Source organism: Ewingella sp. AOP9-I1-14, assembly GCF_052375995.1.
GTDB lineage: Bacteria > Pseudomonadota > Gammaproteobacteria > Enterobacterales > Enterobacteriaceae > Ewingella > Ewingella allii.
In genome coordinates, this window is sequence record NZ_JBQSVA010000003.1 from 186,402 (window position 1) to 201,861 (window position 15,460).

13 protein-coding genes are annotated in these 15,460 nt (G+C 52.7%); 4 read left to right on the forward strand and 9 right to left on the reverse strand.

The window, feature by feature from the left end:
- Window positions 1-60: 60 nt before the first annotated feature.
- Window positions 61-999, reverse strand: a complete 939-nt coding sequence (gene ribF / locus ACT3RT_RS10760; protein ID WP_496202963.1) for a bifunctional riboflavin kinase/FAD synthetase — start codon at window positions 997-999, stop codon at window positions 61-63.
- Between the two features lie 509 nt (window positions 1,000-1,508).
- Between ribF and rpsT the strand changes: the two genes are divergently transcribed.
- On the forward strand, window positions 1,509-1,772 hold the full coding sequence (gene rpsT / locus ACT3RT_RS10765; protein ID WP_034787052.1) for a 30S ribosomal protein S20: 264 nt from the start codon (window positions 1,509-1,511) through the stop codon (window positions 1,770-1,772).
- Between the two features lie 97 nt (window positions 1,773-1,869).
- Here rpsT and nhaR read toward each other — a convergent pair whose 3' ends face one another.
- The 4 genes from nhaR to dnaK all read right to left on the reverse strand — a co-directional run bounded on the left by nhaR (window position 1,870) and on the right by dnaK (window position 7,364).
- A complete protein-coding gene (gene nhaR, locus ACT3RT_RS10770) occupies window positions 1,870-2,760 on the reverse strand; it encodes a transcriptional activator NhaR (RefSeq protein WP_496202964.1) in 891 nt (296 codons plus the stop codon).
- Between the two features lie 48 nt (window positions 2,761-2,808).
- Entirely contained in the window at window positions 2,809-3,990 is a 1,182-nt protein-coding gene (nhaA, locus tag ACT3RT_RS10775; RefSeq protein WP_496202965.1) for a Na+/H+ antiporter NhaA, read from the reverse strand.
- Window positions 3,991-4,215: 225 nt separating this feature from the next.
- Entirely contained in the window at window positions 4,216-5,349 is a 1,134-nt protein-coding gene (gene dnaJ / locus ACT3RT_RS10780) for a molecular chaperone DnaJ (RefSeq protein ID WP_485903075.1), read from the reverse strand.
- 113 nt (window positions 5,350-5,462) lie between these two features.
- Entirely contained in the window at window positions 5,463-7,364 is a 1,902-nt protein-coding gene (gene dnaK / locus ACT3RT_RS10785; RefSeq protein WP_353500951.1) for a molecular chaperone DnaK, read from the reverse strand.
- A gap of 318 nt (window positions 7,365-7,682) precedes the next feature.
- On the opposite strand from dnaK, the gene satP reads away from it, so the two are divergent.
- Window positions 7,683-8,255, forward strand: coding sequence for an acetate uptake transporter (gene satP, locus ACT3RT_RS10790; RefSeq protein WP_485903074.1), 573 nt, complete (start codon window positions 7,683-7,685; stop codon window positions 8,253-8,255).
- A gap of 73 nt (window positions 8,256-8,328) precedes the next feature.
- Here satP and ACT3RT_RS10795 read toward each other — a convergent pair whose 3' ends face one another.
- The 3 genes from ACT3RT_RS10795 to tal form a co-directional block, all read right to left on the reverse strand.
- Window positions 8,329-9,645: an MFS transporter gene (locus tag ACT3RT_RS10795; RefSeq protein ID WP_496202966.1), complete on the reverse strand. Its 1,317-nt coding sequence runs from the start codon at window positions 9,643-9,645 to the stop codon at window positions 8,329-8,331.
- A gap of 127 nt (window positions 9,646-9,772) precedes the next feature.
- The gene (mog, locus tag ACT3RT_RS10800) at window positions 9,773-10,360 is read right to left on the reverse strand and encodes a molybdopterin adenylyltransferase (protein ID WP_353500948.1); all 588 of its coding nucleotides are present in this window, start codon (window positions 10,358-10,360) and stop codon (window positions 9,773-9,775) included.
- A 148-nt stretch (window positions 10,361-10,508) separates the two neighbouring features.
- Window positions 10,509-11,462 carry a transaldolase gene (tal, locus tag ACT3RT_RS10805; RefSeq protein ID WP_496202967.1) on the reverse strand — a complete coding sequence of 318 codons (954 nt, stop codon included), beginning with the start codon at window positions 11,460-11,462 and terminating at the stop codon, window positions 10,509-10,511.
- Between the two features lie 282 nt (window positions 11,463-11,744).
- On the opposite strand from tal, the gene ACT3RT_RS10810 reads away from it, so the two are divergent.
- Together ACT3RT_RS10810 and yaaA are read left to right on the forward strand one after the other, a co-directional pair.
- Entirely contained in the window at window positions 11,745-13,190 is a 1,446-nt protein-coding gene (locus tag ACT3RT_RS10810; protein ID WP_496202968.1) for an alanine/glycine:cation symporter family protein, read from the forward strand.
- Between the two features lie 137 nt (window positions 13,191-13,327).
- The gene (gene yaaA, locus ACT3RT_RS10815) at window positions 13,328-14,101 is read left to right on the forward strand and encodes a peroxide stress protein YaaA (protein WP_353500945.1); all 774 of its coding nucleotides are present in this window, start codon (window positions 13,328-13,330) and stop codon (window positions 14,099-14,101) included.
- 68 nt (window positions 14,102-14,169) lie between these two features.
- Here yaaA and thrC read toward each other — a convergent pair whose 3' ends face one another.
- Window positions 14,170-15,459 (reverse strand): threonine synthase, encoded by a 1,290-nt coding sequence (gene thrC, locus ACT3RT_RS10820; protein WP_353503894.1) that lies wholly within the window; start codon window positions 15,457-15,459, stop codon window positions 14,170-14,172.
- Window position 15,460: the final 1 nt, after the last annotated feature.

Sequence of the window (15,460 nt, forward strand, 5' to 3'; positions counted from 1 at the left end):
TTCCGTTTTTCTGCTGGATGTCAGGCCCATGGCGGCTGCCAGTAAACCTGTCATAAATAATTAGCGTGGTGCTGTCAGCCCAAAGAACTCCCGGGCGGTCACCTCATCGTTCGCAATTTGTTGCTTTAAGGCATCAAGCGACGAAAAACGCTGTTCATTGCGCAATTTTGCGCGTAGCACCACGTCTATGTGGCGCCCATATAAATTGATATTGGTATCGATCAGGTGCACTTCAAGCTGCTTGCGCACGCCGCCAACCGTCGGACGAATACCAATGTTGGCAATGCCAGGAATAGGCTCATCGCCCAGACCCAGCACGTCCACGGCATACACGCCGCGCACCGGAGACACCAGACGCTTCAACGGCACGTTGGCCGTCGGGAAGCCGATGGTGCGGCCTAGTTTGTCGCCATGAACCACGCGCCCGGATATGCTGAACGGGTGGCCGAGCAGCGTTTCAGCTAATGCTAAATCGTCATCACGCAGCGCGTCACGAATCGCCGTACTGCTAATGCGACTGCCGCCTTCGCGGAAAGTCTGGGTGCTTATGACTTCAAAACCATATTCAGCGCCGGCTTTCTGTAGCAATTCGAAATCGCCCAGACGACCAGCACCAAAGCGAAAATCATCGCCCACGGTCAGGAATTTGACGCCTAGTTTCTCCACCAATAGCTGGGAGATAAATGCCTGAGCAATGTTAGCCGCAAAACGCGGTTCAAAGCGCACACATAGCAAGTAATCAACGCCGCATTCGGCAAGATACTTGGCCTTATCTCGCAAACTGGTCAGTCGAGCAGGCGCTTTATCGCCCGCAAACAGCTCAAGAGGTTGCGGTTCAAAAATCATCACCATTACCGGAACGCCAAGCTTCTGCCCTTCCAGCTTTAGTTGTTCAATCAGTGCTTGATGGCCGCGATGCACGCCATCAAAATTACCAATAGTAAGGACGCAGCCATGATGGCGCGCCCGAATATTGTGTATCCCGCGAATTAGCTCCATAGCTGGCTCAAATCCATAGCTGACTCATAACGGTGGAAATCGGCGGATTATACCTTGTACAGCCTCCAAGGTTAACCAGCGATTCACTGGATCAGCGCAATCTCTTCGCCATACGGCAGATCTTACGGCGCAATTACGGCATCACCGAGGAAAATCTTACTTTCTCTCCTTCAGAGTGCGAGTTGCAGGTGCGATAGCCGTAGCTCGAATTATTTTGGCTATATATGTACGGAAAGCGTGACTTTTCGTAGAAACAAAGCGTTAATGCCCCCCGTTGGCTAAATAACCACTCTCCTGTCGAATTTTCTTGCGAAAGACTGTATTCCAAGGTGGGAAGCTGTTAAAATCCTGCGCCATCACAACGTAACAAGCGCCGATTGTAGTTTGAATCCGATTTGAATATAGAAACGGCGCTTATTTGCACAAATCCATTGACAAAAGAAGACCGAAAAGGCATATTCCTCGGCCTTCGAATTGTCCTCAATAGAAAAATATTTGGGAGTTGGACCTTGGCTAATATCAAATCAGCTAAGAAACGCGCCGTACAGTCAGAGAAACGTCGTAAGCATAACGCGAGCCGTCGTTCTATGGTGCGTACCTTTATCAAGAAGGTATACGCGGCTATTGCAGCAGGCGACAAAGCTGCTGCACAAAATGCATTTAACGAAATGCAACCAATTGTGGACCGTCAGTCTTGCAAAGGCCTGATCCACAAAAACAAAGCAGCGCGTCATAAGTCAAACTTGACTGCGCAAATCAACGCAATGCAATAATCGCATTTCGTTGTCTGCTTGATAAAAAAACCGGCTTCTGCCGGTTTTTTTATATCTGTTTTTTGAGCTTCCCGGCTCATTACTTCGCAAATCCCCCTCAGCCAGTGAACAGCCCTGAGAAGTCGGTGTTACACACCCGCTGTACCGAAGGGTGCTGAATCATCCGCTCGGCGAAAATCACGTAGTACTCTTCCTGTAAGCCCTCTACCCGCCCTACCTCGACAATATCATCCCCGTGAAACACCTCGGTCAGATACACCGACGGCGCGACAAAGATCGCATTGTGATTCTGGGCAAAAGCCTTCATCAGCGCGGCATCATCAAACTCGCCCAAGATTTTCACCTTCAGCCCCTGAGTGTTAAACCAATTGAGCAGCTTGCGGCCAAGCATTGAGCGCCTGCCGGGGATAAGCAATGGGCGCTTCTCAAGGCACTCGGGGAAAGACTCACTTTCCTTCGGCTGGCAGCAATAAAAGCTGATAGGGCTTTCCCCCAGCTTGACTGAAAACAGCCCTTCCTGCTGGGTGGAGTCCACCGGGCAATCCGACAGAATGATGTCGAGCTTGTGCTGGCTAAGCTGTTCCAGCAGCATCTCGTGGGTCGATTCAAAGCAGCGCAGGTGGATATCTTGGTTATCCACCACGGCAGCATCCAGCACCCGGCTGACCAATCTTTTCGACAACGCATCGGCCACGCCCACATCAAACAGTAGGCTAGACTCTTTGCGATAGTTGACGATATCCAGCATCTCTTGGCTCATGGCAAACATCTTGTCGGCATAGCGAAAGACCAGTTGCCCCAGCTCAGAAGGCACCAGCCCGCGCCCTTGACGCTTAAACAGCTTGCCGCCGAGACGCTCCTCCAATGACTTAATCTGCCCGGTGATAGTCTGCGGCGTCAGAAACAGAGCTTCTGCCGCGCCGACCATCGATCCGGTTTTACAAACCTGCCAAAAGTAGTACAGGTGGTTGAAATTGATATGTGACATACCTGCTCCTTCTGGCGATTCGAGATTACTTCAATTCAGCGCATGGGCTTACGCGCCGTGGCACGGGGCTTTCTTCGGCAATAACTTATTCAGCAGCAGATAACCTAAAACAGCCGAGACGGTGGAGCCGAGCAAAATACCGATTTTCGAGTAAGTCAGTAGCTCTGGATCGGCTTTGGCAAAGGCCAGCGAGGCGATGAAAATCGACATCGTAAAACCAATACCGCAGAGCACGGATACCCCGGCAATCTGTTTGAAATTAATCCCTTCCGGCAAGCGCGCAATGCCAAGTTTTACCGCTATGCCGCTGAAAATCATGATGCCGATTGGCTTGCCAAGTAACAGACCGGCCGCGATACCCATCGGCAACAGCGAGAAGACACTCTCCGCCGACACGCCCTGCAGCGAGACACCGGCATTAGCAAAGGCAAATATCGGCAGGATAAACCAGGCCACGTAAGGGTGAATGCCATGCTCTAAACGGCGAGCCGGAGAGACTTTCTGTTTTGTCTCCAGCGGAATGAAGAAGCCGAGGATCACGCCCGCCAGAGTGGCATGAATACCCGATTTCAGCACGCAGACCCACAGCACCGCGCCTACCAGCAGATACGGCGTGAGTTTGCCGACGCCGCGCCAGTTCAGCCATGCCAGTACGGCAATGGACAACGCCGCCAGCCCTAACGCCATGCCCGAGATATCGTGGCTGTAGAACAGCGCGATAATCACGATAGCGCCAAGATCATCAATAATAGCGAGCGCCAGCAAGAACACCTTTAGCCCGGTCGGCACGCGCGAACCCAGCAGCGCCATTACGCCGAGTGCGAAAGCGATATCAGTCGCCGCCGGAATAGCCCAGCCTTGGCGCGCGACCTCATCCGCTCCGTTAAACATCAGGTAAATCACCGCCGGGGCAACCATACCGCCCACTGCCGCAATGGCCGGGAACAGCGCCTGCTCGCGATTTGCCAGATTGCCTTCGCGCAGTTCGCGCTTAACCTCAAGGCCAATCATCAGGAAGAACACCGCCATCAGGCCGTCGTTTATCCACAGCAGCAGCGGTTTATCAATTAATAGGTCAGCAAAGCGCAGCGTGACAGGTATGTCGAGAAAGGCTTGGTAAAGCCCCTGCATTGGCGTGTTGGCCATAACCAATGCAATGATTGCGGCCACAATCAATACAATGCCGCCCGCGGCTTCCATACGTAAAAACTGACGAATAATATTCGACACTTTCAGACTCCTGTTAAATGCGTTAACGCAGCCATTTCCTGCGCAGTTGCGGCAAATTATAGCCAATAGCAAAGCTCGGAAAAAATCGATTATTGCTACTTCATAGCTCGGTTTTACCGAATTATACGCCAAGACGCCCTATAGCCCCGCCATAAAAAAATCCCCGCCGCCTGAACAGGCTGACGGGGATTGAAAGCATTAACTAACGTCTTGAGTCTGAAGGGATTAACGCGTCAGATCATCAAAGAACTTTTTCACGCCATCTAAGAAGCTTTTAGAACGCGGGCTGTTTTTCTCGCCCGATGCGCCACCGAAGCTCTCTTCCAGATCGCGCAGCAACTGCTTCTGTTTATCGTTGAGGCTAACCGGAGTCTCAACGACGACGCGGCACAGCAGGTCGCCCTGAGCCCCACCGCGAACGGATTTCACACCGCGACCGCGCATGCGGAACAGCTTGCCAGTCTGAGTCTCTGCTGGCACTTTCAGCTTCACGCGGCCATCGAGGGTTGGCACTTCAATCTCGCCGCCCAGAGCCGCCATCGCGAAGTTGATTGGCACTTCGCAGTACAGGTTATTGCCTTCGCGCTCAAAGATTTTGTGCGCTTTGACTTGAACCTGAACGTACAGGTCGCCCGCCGGAGCACCGTGCTCGCCCGCTTCGCCTTCACCTTCCAGACGAATACGGTCGCCAGTGTCCACACCCGCAGGGATTTTCACTGACAGGGTTTTCGAGCGTTCTACGCGACCATGGCCGTGACACTTGTTGCACGGATCTTTAATGATTTGGCCGCGTCCCTGGCAGGTAGGACAAGCCTGCTGCACAGTAAAGAAGCCCTGACGCATCTGCACTTGACCGGCACCGTGACAGGTCGGACAGGTTACCGGAGAGCTTCCGGCTTTCGCGCCGCTGCCGTGGCAAACGTCACACTCGGCCAGTGTCGGAATGCGGATCTCTTTGGTGACACCACGAACGGCCTCTTCCAAAGTCAGATCCATGTTGTAACGCAGATCTGAACCTCGGCTGGCACGCTGACGGCGTCCACCACCGAAGATGTCGCCAAAGACGTCACCAAAGATGTCGCTAAAGTCTGCACCGCCGCCACCGTAGCCGCCACCACCGCCCATTCCGCCTTGTTCGAAGGCAGCATGACCATATTGGTCGTAAGCAGCACGTTTCTGTGCGTCAGTCAGAATTTCGTAAGCTTCTTTGATTTCTTTAAATTTGGTTTCGGATTCTTTATCACCCTGATTTCTATCAGGATGGTGCTTCATCGCTAGCCGCTTATAGGCTTTTTTGATTTCGCGCTCGTCGGCTGTTTTGGAAACGCCCAACAGCTCGTAATAATCTTGCTTCGCCATGCTTTTTCCTGCCCTCAACATGCGTGCACGGGCGCAGAGTTTCCTCGACGCCCGTGCTGGTTTTCAATAAAAGGTCTTAGTTAAGAACTCTTACTGTGCCCGCTTAAGGGCGATTATTTCTTGTCTTTAACTTCTTCGAATTCAGCGTCAACAACGTCATCATCTTTCTTCGCGCTGTCGTCGCCGCCTTCGGCCTGGCCTTGTGGCTGTGCCATTTCTGCTAACTTGCCAGAAACCTGCACCAGCGCCTGCAGCTTAGCTTCGATATCCGCTTTATCTTCGCCTTTAGCAGAAACTTCCAGTGCTTTCAGGGCTTCTTCAATCGCGGTTTTATCTTCAGCTGGCAGCTTGTCGCCAGACTCTTCCAGTTGCTTACGCGTACCGTGGATCAGGTGATCCGCTTGGTTACGGGTCTGGACCAGTTCTTCGAACTTACGGTCAGACTCGGCGTTAGCTTCGGCATCGTTCACCATTTTCTGGATTTCTTCTTCGCTCAGACCAGAAGAAGCCTTGATGGTGATTTTCTGCTCGCGACCGGTATTTTTGTCTTTAGCAGAAACGTGCAAGATACCATCAGCATCCAGGTCGAAGGTGACTTCGATCTGCGCCATACCGCGTGGTGCAGCTTGGATGCCGTCCAGGTTGAACTGACCCAGAGACTTGTTATCGCTAGAACGTTTACGCTCACCCTGCACCACGTGGATGGTTACTGCAGACTGGTTGTCTTCCGCAGTAGAGAACACCTGGCTGTGCTTAGTTGGGATGGTGGTGTTCTTGGTGATCAGTGGAGTCATCACGCCGCCCATGGTTTCGATACCCAGAGACAGTGGAGTCACGTCCAGCAACAGAACGTCTTTAACATCACCAGACAACACGCCGCCCTGAACTGCAGCACCGATAGCTACCGCTTCGTCCGGGTTAACGTCTTTACGTGGTTCTTTACCGAAGAAGTCTGCGACTTTCTTCTGAACCATTGGCATACGGGTCTGACCGCCTACCAAGATAACGTCTTGAATGTCAGAAACTGACAGGCCAGCGTCTTTCAGAGCTACTTTCAGTGGCTCGATAGAACGACCTACCAAGTCTTCAACCAGTGATTCCAGTTTTGCACGGGTCACTTTGATGTTCATGTGTTTTGGACCTGTCGCATCAGCAGTGATGTACGGCAGGTTAACGTCAGTCTGTTGTGCAGAAGAAAGTTCGATTTTCGCTTTCTCAGCCGCTTCTTTCAGACGTTGCATAGCCAGCGGATCGTTACGCAGGTCCATGCCTTGCTCTTTCTTGAACTCTTCAACCAGATAGTTGATCAGACGGCTATCGAAGTCTTCACCACCCAGGTGGGTATCACCGTTGGTTGCCAGAACTTCGAAGGTTTTCTCGCCATCAACTTCATCGATTTCGATGATTGAAATATCGAAAGTACCACCACCCAAGTCGTATACCGCGATAGTGCGGTTGCCGACTTCACGATCCAGACCGTATGCCAGAGCAGCAGCGGTTGGTTCGTTGATGATACGTTTTACTTCCAGACCTGCGATACGGCCGGCGTCTTTGGTTGCCTGACGCTGAGCATCGTTGAAGTAAGCAGGTACAGTGATAACCGCTTCAGTTACTGGTTCGCCCAGATAATCTTCAGCCGTTTTCTTCATTTTCTTCAACACTTCTGCAGAAATCTGCGGAGGTGCGATTTTTTGGCCTTTAACGTCGATCCATGCGTCGCCGTTATCTGCGCCAACGATCTGGTAAGGCATGATGCCTTTGTCACGCTGTACTTCTTCGTCCTGGAAGCGACGGCCAATCAGGCGCTTAATCGCAAACAGGGTGTTTTGCGGGTTAGTGACAGCCTGACGCTTAGCTGGTGAGCCCACCAGAGTTTCGCCATCTGCTGCATAAGCGATGATGGAAGGAGTGGTGCGATCACCCTCTGCGTTCTCCAGCACACGTGCAGTTGTGCCATCCATAATAGCCACACAAGAGTTGGTGGTACCCAGGTCGATCCCAATAATTTTACCCATCTAAAACGTCTCCACTAAAAATTCATATTCGGTCAGGTTGTTACTGTATATGTGGACGAATTGTTTAATTTCAACTGCCCAATATTGCCTTTTACTGGCGGTAACAACTGCGGTTGAGAATAAGATGGGGCCATGCGAGCCAGCATCAAGGGGTTCAATGAAAAAAAATCTTCAACTGCGGTTACGCCAGATCAATGTTTGCTCGCTGACACCTCCTTATGATGCCGCGCGCTGGTGACGATATGTGGCCTTTTTGCCCCTTTCACAAGTGAATCTAGCCCGGTTATTTATTCGCGACATTTATAGTCCAGAGGAATTATGCAAAGCAAAATGATGGCCAACCCCTGCCCCTTGGGTCTGATGGGTTTTGGCATGACAACTATCTTGTTGAATTTACACAATGCCGGTTTCTTCCCCCTGACTGCCGTCATCGTCAGCATGGGGATTTTCTATGGTGGCCTGATTCAGATACTGGCGGGCATCATGGAGTTTAAAAAGGGCAATACCTTTGGCACCACGGCCTTCACCTCTTATGGCGCATTCTGGCTGAGCTTGGTCGGCATTCTGATGCTGCCGCGCATGGGCGTGGCAGATGCCAGTAGCGAAAGCTTCTTAGGGGTTTATCTTGGTCTGTGGGGCGTCTTCACCCTTTTCATGTTTTTCGGCACCTTGAAAGCAAACCGCGGATTACAGGTGGTTTTCGGCAGCCTGACGGTACTGTTCGCTTTGCTGGCCGTGGGCAATATTACCGGTGACGCGGACGTGCTGCATATCGCCGGATTCGAAGGGATCTTCTGCGGCGCGAGCGCCATTTATTTGGCGATGGCCGAAGTGCTGAACGAGCAGTATGGCCGAACCGTGCTGCCGATTGGCGAGATGCAAAAAGCCTAATTGGGCTTGCTCCAAAAGATAAAAGCCCCGGCATCTTCGTCGGGGCTTTTTGCTTTCACGCTACCTGCTTCGATTAACGGCCTGAGGCCGCCTGCCGAGTAAACTCACTCTTCTCATCGCTATTCAAATCACGCGTCAGGTAGAAACCAATCAGCACCCCAACCACCGCCATGGCGAGAATATAATAGGCCGGTGCCATCGGCGTAACGTGCGTAATAAAGGAGATGAAGATTGGCGTCAGCCCGCCAAAAATGGCGTAAGAGACGTTATAAGAGAAAGAGATGCCGGTGAAACGCACCTCCGCCGGGAAGGCGCGAACCATGACATAAGGCACCGTCCCCACCAGCCCGACGCTAAAGCCCGCCAGCGCATACATCACCATCAGTTTTGATGGGTCAGTGGCAACCACGTGGTAGAAGGCCCAAGTACAAACGCCCAAGAACAGGCTACCGAAGATAAACATCCTGCTGGCGCCGATGCGGTCGATAATCCAGCCCGCCACGATGCAGCCAAAGGTCAGAGCAATGGTCGCCATGCTGTTAGCCTGCAAAGCCTGAGCCGCCGGGATAGCAAACTGCTTTTGCAAATAGGTTGGCGTCATCAGAATAACCACCACCAGACAGGCCGACAGCAGCCAGGTCAAGAGCATTGAAATCACAATTTCTTTTTTGTGATTGACCACCACTGACTTCAGAGGCAGCACTTCCGCCAAGGTTTTCTTGGCTTTCATCTCAAGGAAAATCGGCGTCTCTTGTAACCAGCGGCGCAGATACATGGCAACCAGGCCGAAAATCCCGCCGATGAAGAAAGGAATGCGCCAGCCGTAGTCACGCACGGCCTCTGCTGACAGCGTGCTGTGCAGCACGGTCGCCACCAGCGAGCCGAGCAAGATGCCGACGGTCAGGCCCGCCGTCAGCGTACCGCAGGCAAAACCGATGTGCCTGCGCGGCACGTGTTCGGCCACAAACACCCAGGCTCCCGGCACTTCCCCGCCCACCGCCGCGCCTTGCAACAGGCGCATCAACAGCAGTAACAGAGGTGCGGCAATACCAATGGAGGAATAGGTTGGCAGCAGGCCCATCGCCAGCGTCGGTAGCGCCATCAAGAGAATACTGAAGCTAAACATTCGCTTACGGCCAATCAGATCGCCAAAGTGCGCCATGATGACACCACCCAGCGGGCGCGCCAGATAGCCAGCGGCGAAGATCCCGAAGGTTTGCACCTGCCGAACCCAATCAGGCATATCCGCCGGAAAGAACAGATCGCCGATGACCGCAGCAAAGAAAACAAAAATGATGAAGTCGTAGAACTCGAGGGCGCCGCCTAGTGCAGCAAGGGACAGTGTCTTGAAATCTTGCCGGTTAAGCCGACGATTATTAGCTTGTTGCATAAGATACCGTATAGCACAAAGTGGAAGGTGTAAAAAACGAGCCGCTACCTGTAAAGGAATGATTACTATAACGGCAAACGTTTTGCGCACCAGATGGGCTGAATCTTATGTCAGAAAAAGTCTAACTTTAGTTTTTTGTATCGCGGCGGGCACTTTTGGGACGAAAAGCTGCTACCACGTCCTCGTGCGTTTCAATATAAGGGCCGTCGAGCAGTTGAATGCAGTAAGGCACGCTGGCAAAAATGCCTGAAACAATCACCTTACCCGACTCATCTTTCAGGCCTTCAAGCGTTTCCTGAATCGATTTTGGCTGGCCCGGCAGGTTCAAAATCAGCGCCTGTTTGCGGATAACCCCAACCTGACGAGAAAGGATAGCTGTGGGCACAAAGTGCAGGCTGATTTGACGCATCTGCTCGCCAAAGCCTGGCATTTCGCGGTCGGCAACGGCCAGGGTGGCATCCGGCGTGACGTCGCGACGTGCGGGGCCTGTACCGCCGGTGGTCAGCACCAAATGGCAGCCACTTTCATCCACCAATTCGCTAATCGCTTGCTCAATCAGCGGCTGCTCGTCGGGGATCAATCTCTTCTCCACCTTGAAGGGCGTGATCAGCGCCTTTTCCAGCCAGGCTTCTAATGCCGGAATGCCTTTATCCTGATAAATGCCGTTTGAAGCGCGGTCCGAAACCGACACCAAACCAATTCGTAAGTTATCCATGCTTTTCTTCTCCCCAAGCATTTGTTCGGCAACCCAGCCGTTAGTGGGATAAAGGATAAGTATATCGGTAAGTCGGGGCGAGATTTTTTTCTTCAGACATTAAAAAAGGCGACTCAATGAGTCGCCTTTCTGATACCGAGTGCCGTGATTACAGCAGGTCAGCGATCATTTTTTCCAGTTTACCCTGGTCGATAGCAAACTTACGGATACCATCCGCCAGTTTGTCGATAGCCATTGGGTCTTGGCTGTGATCCCAGTAGAACTGAGCTTCAGTCAATGGCTCTGGACGTGCTTTGGTTTCGCCAGTGAAGGACAGTTTACGCTCCAGCGGACCTTCGCTTTCTGCCAGTTCTTTCAACAGAGCAGGTGCGATAGTCAGACGGTCACAACCAGCCAACTCGATGATTTCGCCGATGTTACGGAAGCTTGCGCCCATAACCACAGTCTCGTAGCCGTGCTGTTTGTAGTATTCGTAGATTTCGGTCACAGAGATAACGCCTGGATCTTCATGCGGCGCGAACTCTTTTTTGTCGCCGTTAGCTTTGTACCAGTCGAGGATACGGCCAACGAACGGAGAAATCAGGTAAACGCCAGCTTCGGCACAAGCACGAGCCTGAGCGAAGGAGAACAGCAGAGTCAGGTTACAGTTGATGCCTTCTTTTTCCAGACGCTCTGCGGCACGGATGCCCTGCCAGGTTGAAGCCAGTTTGATCAGGATACGGTCGTTGCTGATGCCCGCATCGTTATAAAGTTTGATCAGACGATGGGCCTTAGCCACGCTCGCTTCGGTATCATAAGACAGACGCGCGTCAACTTCGGTAGAGATACGACCTGGGACCAGTTTCAGGATCTCCAGACCAATGTTTACCGCCAGTTTGTCAGCCGCGTCAGCAACCTGCTGGTCACGATCGCTGCTTTGATCTTTAGCCCATGCAATGGCTTCGTCGATCAATTTACGGTATTCAGGAATTTGTGCAGCGTTGAGGATCAGAGACGGGTTGGTCGTAGCATCTTGCGGCTGGTACAGTTTCATTGCCGCAATATCCCCGGTGTCTGCAACAACTTTAGTGAGTTGGCGTAGGGAAGTCAGTTTATCGGTCATTTGGCATATCTCATCGTTTGTACATTTTCGTTGAGGCATTTTCATGCCTTGCCTTTGCCTGATGATAACATGCAAAAAGCCACGCGCAAGGCAGATATGGCGGTGCGATAGGCATGACGAAAATGGGTTTATCGTCTGCAGAATCTTAATTTTTCAGTCAAAATGACAGTGTCCCCATGGGGGCAAAAAGGCTATGTTAACCAGCACTCTATACAAAATGGCTAAAATACAACCACCCATGCAGGGGTCAACTATCAATACCTTGATCAACAAAGGCGCCCAATGAGCGAAATGCTGAATTTTTTCGACAACATTCTTTGGGGCTCAATCCTGATTTACCTGCTGCTGGGGACGGGCATTTACTTTAGCCTGCGCACCCGTTTTATTCAGTTCCGCCTCTTTGGCCATATTTTCTCCTCACATCTGCATAAAAACGGCGCCAACCCGCGCGGTATTTCAACCTTTCAGGCCCTGTGTATCAGCCTTGCTGCCCGTATTGGTACAGGCAACGTGGCGGGCGTGGCCTTGGCTATTGCCGCAGGCGGGCCGGGAGCCATCTTCTGGATGTGGGTCGTTGCCTTCATTAGCATGGTGACCGCACTGTTCGAAAACACCTTGGCCCAGCTGTTTAAAGGGCGTGATTTAAAAGGTCATTATCGCGGCGGTCCGGCGGATTACATGGAGAAAGGCCTCGGCATGCGCTGGATGGGCGTGCTGTTTTCCATCATGCTGGTGCTCTCTTTTGGTTTAATTTTCAATGCGCTACAGGCCAATGCGATTGCTCAGGTGGCCGCCCTCTCTTTTGACAGTAATCCTCATTACGTCGCCGCAGGTCTGGTGTTACTGACCGCCGTCACTCTGTTTGGCGGCCTAAAACGCTTCTCTAAACTGTCGCAATGGATGGTGCCTGTCATGGCGGTGGGCTATCTGCTGATGGCTACCTGGGTGATTGGGCATAATGTTGAACGCCTGCCGCAAGTCTTTGTTCTGATAGTTAAAAGTGCCTTTGGCTTGCAGGAAGTCGCCGCGGGCGCGGGCGGTTTTGCTATTACACAGGCGCTGACCCAAGGGGTGCAGCGCGGTCTGTTCTCCAACGAGGCGGGCATGGGCTCTTCCCCCAACGCCGCTGCCCTTGCCGCTCCCGAGCCCGCTCATCCGGCGGCGGTGGGCTTCTCGCAAATGCTCGGCGTATTTATCGATACCATCGTGATTTGCAGCGCCACGGCGTTGATTATCCTCAGTTCAGGCCTGTTAGATGCCCCTGACCAGCAGCTCAAGGGCATCGCGCTGATTCAGCAGGCCGTCTCTGCCGTGACCGGCAATGAGCTGGGCCATTATCTGGTGGCGACCTTTGTGTTTATTTTCGCCTTCTCCTCTATCTCCGCCAACTATGTTTATGCCGAGAACAATTTGGTATTCCTGCGCAGTGGCGAGAAAGCCAAACTCTACGTTTTCCGCCTGCTAGTTCTGGGCATGGTGGCTTTCGGCTGCCTGGCAAAACTGCCAACAGTGTGGAAAATGGCGGATATCAGCATGGCACTCATGACTATCATCAACCTCACCGCGCTGATGCTGCTTTCGGGCATTGCGCTGAAAGTCATCAAGGACTACGAGCGCCAGCGCCGCATGGGGCGAACGCCGGTGTTCAACCCCGACCACTTCCCGGAATTCCGCGAACAGCTCACTCCCGACGTGTGGCAGAAAACCCCACCTCAGGCGAAACATTAAGTTTTTCCTATTGCAGCAATTTCCGTTCTGCCCGGCCTTTGCGCCATTTTTATGGCCGGCTCAGGGCAGATTTTTGCTAAAATAGAGCCGAAACCAAGATCTCACGATGAACCGATAGCCGACCAACGGATGCGACTATGCTGACCATTATTTCTCCTGCTAAAACGCTCGACTACGAAAGCCCGCTCGCCACAAAACGCTTTACCCAACCTGAATTACTGGATAAGTCGAGCCAGTTAATCAGCATTGCCCGCAAACTGACGCCAGCCCAGATCTCCAGCCTGATGGGCATCAGCGACAAGCTGGCGCTGCTCAATGCCGAACGCTTTAACGATTGGCAGCCGGATTTCAGCCCGGACAACGCGCGTCAGGCAATCTTGGCGTTTAAAGGTGATGTGTATACCGGCTTGCAGGCGGAAGATTTCAGCGAGAAAGATTTCGAGTTCGCCCAAGACCATCTGCGCATGCTCTCTGGTCTGTACGGCCTGCTGCGCCCGCTGGACTTAATGATGCCTTATCGTCTGGAGATGGGGATCCGCCTGGAGAACCCGCAGGGGTCGAATCTGTATACTTTCTGGGGCGATTTATTGACGGAGAAGCTCAATAAATTATTGGCTGAACAAGGCGATAAAGTCTTGATTAACCTGGCATCTGATGAGTATTTCAAAGCCGTGAAACCGGCTAAGCTTGACGGTGAAATCATCAAGCCGGTGTTCCTCGACCAGAAAAAGGGGAATTACAAGGTCATTAGCTTCTACGCTAAAAAGGCCCGTGGCCTGATGAGTCGTTTCATCATCAAAGAGCGTCTGAGCAAGGTCAGTCAACTGCGAGATTTCAATCTGGAAGGCTATGAGTATGACCCAGCCCGCTCAGAAGGTAATGAGCTGGTGTTCACCCGCCCAGAGCAGTAAGCCGCGCTTCAAACCATAAAAAAAGCCCTCGCATGAGGGCTTTTTAGTCTCTAAAAGTCAGCAGATCGTTACTTTGGCAGCGCCATCAGGAAACGACGCATTTCGCTGAAATCAGCCGGCAAGTCGTGCGACAGCAGCGGAAGATCCGCGCGCTCCGCCAGCTCTTTCGGCAAATCAATGTCCTGACCCAGAATCGCCTCCACACTCTCCTTGAACTTGGCCGGATGCGCGGTGCCGATGAACAGGCCGAATTCGCCCGGTTGCAGTTGGTCGCGCAGCACGCGGTAGGCAATCGCGGCGTGAGGTTCAGAGATGTAGCCAATGTCCGCCAGCTCGCGCATCGCGTCTTCAGTGGTGTCATCGCTCACCGCGCCGAAGCCCAGGTCTTTCAGCTTCCAAATTTTGCGGCGGTACAGCTCTTCCACGCGCGGCCAGTTGTTTGGCTGGCTGACGTCCATCGCGTTGGATAATGTCGCCACCGTAGTTTTCGGCGCCCATTCGCCATTGGCGAGAAAGCGCGGCACGGTGTCATTGGCGTTGGTTGCTGCGATAAAGCGTTTGACCGGCAGGCCCAGTGATTTCGCCAGTAGACCAGCCGTCAGATCACCAAAGTTGCCGCTCGGCACGGAGATAACCAGCTGGTTGCGCGCTTCCTGTGGCAGTTGCGCCACGGCTTCGAAGTAGTAGCAGATTTGCGCCAGCAAGCGACTGATGTTAATCGAGTTTGCTGAGTTCAGTTTCAGCTCATGCTTCAGCTCTTCATCATCAAACGCCTGCTTCACCAGTGCCTGACACTGGTCAAAGTCGCCGTCGATCGCCACGGTGTGAATGTTGTCGCCCAGCGTACAGAACAGCTTCTCCTGCAACGGGCTGATTTTGCCTTTCGGATAGAGGATCACTACGCGAACGTTTTTCATGCCGTGGAAGGCGTGAGCGACGGCCGCGCCGGTGTCACCAGAGGTGGCGGTCAGAATGGTCACCGGCTGGTCGCCAGAAACCTGTGTCAGCACCTGCGCCATAAAGCGGCCGCCGAAGTCTTTGAACGCCAGAGTTGGGCCGTGGAACAGCTCCAGACAGGCAATATCGTCGGACACTTTGGCAACCGGCGCAGGGAAAGCAAAAGCACTTTTTACGCGCTGGTAGAGCTGGTCTTCTGGAATTTCATCACCAATGAACGCGGACAGAATGCGGCTGCTGCGGGTAACAAAGTCTTGATCCAGCAGGCCGTCGATGTCACTCAGCGCAAACTCAGGCAACTCGAGAGGAAAGAACAGGCCCTGCTGCTTTCCTAAACCTTGCTTAACGGCCTGAGCAAAGCTGACCTGCTCATTGTGGTCCTTCAGGTTGTACAGTTTCATC

Excerpts from the sequence above, each read along its gene's own strand:
- ribF (WP_496202963.1), bottom strand. The coding sequence starts at position 999 with ATGGAGCTAATTCGCGGGATACACAATATTCGGGCGCGCCATCATGGC.
- nhaR (WP_496202964.1), bottom strand. The coding sequence starts at position 2,760 with ATGTCACATATCAATTTCAACCACCTGTACTACTTTTGGCAGGTTTGT.
- dnaJ (WP_485903075.1), bottom strand. The coding sequence starts at position 5,349 with ATGGCGAAGCAAGATTATTACGAGCTGTTGGGCGTTTCCAAAACAGCC.
- dnaK (WP_353500951.1), bottom strand. The coding sequence starts at position 7,364 with ATGGGTAAAATTATTGGGATCGACCTGGGTACCACCAACTCTTGTGTG.
- satP (WP_485903074.1), top strand. The coding sequence starts at position 7,683 with ATGCAAAGCAAAATGATGGCCAACCCCTGCCCCTTGGGTCTGATGGGT.
- ACT3RT_RS10795 (WP_496202966.1), bottom strand. The coding sequence starts at position 9,645 with ATGCAACAAGCTAATAATCGTCGGCTTAACCGGCAAGATTTCAAGACA.
- mog (WP_353500948.1), bottom strand. The coding sequence starts at position 10,360 with ATGGATAACTTACGAATTGGTTTGGTGTCGGTTTCGGACCGCGCTTCA.
- tal (WP_496202967.1), bottom strand. The coding sequence starts at position 11,462 with ATGACCGATAAACTGACTTCCCTACGCCAACTCACTAAAGTTGTTGCA.
- ACT3RT_RS10810 (WP_496202968.1), top strand. The coding sequence starts at position 11,745 with ATGAGCGAAATGCTGAATTTTTTCGACAACATTCTTTGGGGCTCAATC.
- yaaA (WP_353500945.1), top strand. The coding sequence starts at position 13,328 with ATGCTGACCATTATTTCTCCTGCTAAAACGCTCGACTACGAAAGCCCG.
- thrC (WP_353503894.1), bottom strand. The coding sequence starts at position 15,459 with ATGAAACTGTACAACCTGAAGGACCACAATGAGCAGGTCAGCTTTGCT.